Source organism: Streptomyces sp. NPDC054956, from assembly GCF_053609185.1.
Genome location: NZ_JBSGXB010000522.1, coordinates 1 through 3,134, shown reverse-complemented (window position 1 = coordinate 3,134; position 3,134 = coordinate 1). Strand labels below are relative to the sequence as shown.

Below are 3,134 nucleotides of genomic sequence, written 5' to 3'. Positions count from 1 at the left end.
GTCCGGGACTGCATGATTTTTGGCGCCCTCTGTGAGCTTCGGAGGTTCGGGCCTTTCGCGCGCCACAAATCACGTTTTACGTCCCGGACGACACCCCACCCCGCCCCCGTCCCCGGCACGGGGCGGCTCCGGGGGACTACGTGCCCAGGTAGGCCTCCCGGACCAGGGGGTTGGCCCGGACCTCGGCGGCTGTGCCTTCGGCCAGGACGCTTCCCAGGTCCAGGACGACCACTCGGGTGCAGAGGTCCATCACGAAGGCGACGTTGTGCTCGACCAGCAGCACCGCGCAGCCTTCCTTCTCGGCCAGCCGGCGCACGACCGTCGCCAGCCGTTCGCGTTCGGGCGCCGACATTCCCGAGGCGGGTTCGTCCAGCAGGAGCACCCGGGGCGGATCGGCCACGGCGCGCGCCAGCTCCACCATCCGGGCGCGGCCCACCGGCAGCCCGCCGGCGTACGAGGTCCCGAGCGCGCCGATGCCGCAGTCCTGGAGCACGCGCTCGGCCCGCTCCCGCCGTTCCCGCTCCCGGCGGCGCCGGGTGGGGGAGGCGACGAGATCGGCGGCGAAACCGCCGCCCCCGCCCCGCCACTCCTGCGCGACGAGGACGTTGTCGGCCACGCTGAGCTGCCCGAACAACTGCTGGCGCTGGAAGGTGCGGCGCATTCCGTGCCGGGCCCGCCAGACGGGGGAGCGGCGGGTGATGTCCACCCCGTCGAGCATCATCCGGCCCTGGTCGGGGCGGCGTATCCCCGACAGGACGTCGAACAGGGTGGTCTTACCGGCCCCGTTCGGGCCGATCAGGCCGCACACCTCACCGGCGCGGACACCGAGGTCCACGCCGGTCAGTGCCTTGACGCCGCCGAAGCGGACACCGATGCCGGAGGCCTCCAGTACGTAGGGATCTGTTGTCATCGACCACTTCCCAGGAATCCCGGTCCTTGAGGGCGGGGAGGAATGGGTCCTCGGCGGGGAGGCGCGAAGCTCCGGAGTTCGGTGCGCATGCTGTTCTGACCTGCACTCTCTTTCGTTGTCAGTGAGGGGTGTTACGTTGCGGACCATGACGGGTGACGTGATGGGCGAGGAGGTGGCCAGGCATGCCCGGTACACCTTCCGACTGCGCGTGTCGTCTACCGGGCTCGCGAAGCTGAACGCCGAGTGGGCGCGGTGCAGGTGGGTGTGGAACGAGTGCGTGGCGATGTCCCGCAAGGTCCACGCGCGCAACGAGGCCAGCGGCGGGAAGGCGACGTGCGGGCCCGTGCAGCTCGCCGCGATGCTGACCGAGTCCCGCCAGTCGTTGACGTGGCTGCGTGAGGGGGCGTGTGTCCCGCAGCAGCAGATCATCCGGGACTTCGGGAAGTCCCGCGCCAAGGCGTTGAAGGACATCAAGGCGAAGGTGTCCATGCGGCAGCGGGCCGGGATGCCCCGCGTCAAGCGCAAGCGCGAGACCGCCCCGACGCTGGAGTACACGCGACGTGGCTTCCGCCTCAAGGACGGCCGCCTCCACCTGGCGGGCGGGATCATCCTGACGGTGGTGTGGTCGCGTGAGTTGCCAGGGCCCCCGTCCTCGGTGCGTGTGTACCGGGACAGCCTCGGGCACTGGTACTGCTCCTTCGTCGTCCCCACTGCGACCGAGATGCTGTCGCAGACCGGCCGGGCCATCGGAATCGACTGGGGCGTGAAGGAGACCGCCACCACCACCTCCGACGCCCACGACCTGCCGCATGCCGAGCACGGCAAGACCGCCGCCGTGAAGCTGGCCCGGTACCAGCGCCAGATGGCCCGGCGCCGGACCCCGAAGAACCGTCCCGACACCGCCGGGTACCGCAAGGCCCGCAAGGCCGCGGCCAAGGTGTCCAAGAAGATCGCCCGGCAGCGGACGGACACGGGCCGCAAGTGGGCCAAGACGATCGTCCGCGACTTCGACCACGTGGCCGTGGAGGACTTCCGTCCGAAGTTCCTTGCGAAGACCACCATGGCCCGCAAGGCCGCTGACGCCGCGATCGGCGCGACCAAGACGGCCCTGGTCGAGATGGCCCGCAAGCATGGCCGGACCGTGCACCTGGTCCACCCCGCGCACACCACGATGGACTGCGCACGGTGCGGAGCGAGAGCCAAGCACGCACTCCCCCTCTCGATGAGAACGTATACGTGCACCGCGTGCGGGCTCGTGTCCCCCAGGGACAAGAACTCCGCCCGCGTGATGCTCGTCCGGGCTGGTCTCAACCCGGCTGGTGCTGATCTTGTAAGCCCTGCCCGTCGCTGACGGTCAGGCGAAGTGAGCTAGGAATCCCCTCCCTTCGGGGAAGGGAGGATGTCAAGTCGCCATCCCCAGGTAGGCCTCGGTCAGCCGGTCCGCCTCCACCTCGGAGCGCGGGCCGCACCAGGAGACGCGGCCCTGCGAGAGGTAGGCGACGGTGTCGGCGATTCCGAGGATCTCGGCCGCCTTCTCCTCCACCAGCAGCAGCGCGGTCCCGGCGTCGCGGAGCTCGGTGAGCAGCCCGTACACCTCGTCCACCACGCGCGGCGCGAGCCCGAGCGAGGGCTCGTCCGCGATGAGCACCTCGGGCGGGCGCTGCAGTAGGGGGGCGAGGGCCAGCATCTGCTGTTCCCCGCCGGACAGTGCGCCGGCGGCGACCGTGCGGCGTTCGCGGAGCCGGGGGAACCGGTCGTAGACGGCGTCCCGTTCGTCCGCGTGCCGCAGGTAGAGGGCCAGGTTCTCCTCGATGCTGAGCGCGGGGAAGATCCCGCGGCCCTCGGGTGCCAGCAGCACCCCGGCGCGGGAGCGCCCGACGGCGCCGTCGCGGGTGGCGTCCCGCCCGTTCACGTGGACGGAACCGCCGGCAACGGCCAGCGCCCCGGCCGCCACCCGGCAGGCGGTGCTCTTCCCGGCCCCATTGGGCCCGAGCACGGCAAGGATCTCCCCCCGCCGCACGACCAGATCCACCCCGTGGAGTACGAGCCCCCCGTCATACCCGGCCGTCACTCCGCGCAGCTCAAGCGCGGGGACGGGATGGGACCCTGCGCCCGGCTCGCCGCCTGCGGGTCGCGGTACGGACCCTGCGGACGGCACGCCCGCGGGTTCGGGTACGGGCGTGGGCCCTGCGGGGCTGTCCCCCACCCCGCCCCTTCCCGAAAC

General features: G+C 71.4%; 3 protein-coding genes. 1 reads left to right on the top strand and 2 read right to left on the bottom strand.

The features are described from left to right. Nucleotides 1-136: 136 nt before the first annotated feature. A complete protein-coding gene (locus ACWGDE_RS37700; protein WP_453393595.1) occupies nucleotides 137-910 on the bottom strand; it encodes an ABC transporter ATP-binding protein in 774 nt (257 codons plus the stop codon). A gap of 145 nt (nucleotides 911-1,055) precedes the next feature. On the opposite strand from ACWGDE_RS37700, the gene ACWGDE_RS37695 reads away from it, so the two are divergent. After that, complete coding sequence (locus tag ACWGDE_RS37695) at nucleotides 1,056-2,261, top strand: RNA-guided endonuclease InsQ/TnpB family protein (RefSeq protein WP_453393594.1); 1,206 nt, start codon at nucleotides 1,056-1,058, stop codon at nucleotides 2,259-2,261. Between the two features lie 51 nt (nucleotides 2,262-2,312). Here the strand turns inward: ACWGDE_RS37695 and ACWGDE_RS37690 are convergent, their stop codons facing one another. Next, nucleotides 2,313-2,942: an ABC transporter ATP-binding protein gene (locus ACWGDE_RS37690; RefSeq protein WP_453393593.1), complete on the bottom strand. Its 630-nt coding sequence runs from the start codon at nucleotides 2,940-2,942 to the stop codon at nucleotides 2,313-2,315. Nucleotides 2,943-3,134: the final 192 nt, after the last annotated feature.

What these genes read in the sequence shown, in the direction of transcription:
- ACWGDE_RS37700 (WP_453393595.1), bottom strand. Translation starts at nt 910, where the DNA reads ATGACAACAGATCCCTACGTACTGGAGGCCTCCGGCATCGGTGTCCGC.
- ACWGDE_RS37695 (WP_453393594.1), top strand. Translation starts at nt 1,056, where the DNA reads ATGACGGGTGACGTGATGGGCGAGGAGGTGGCCAGGCATGCCCGGTAC.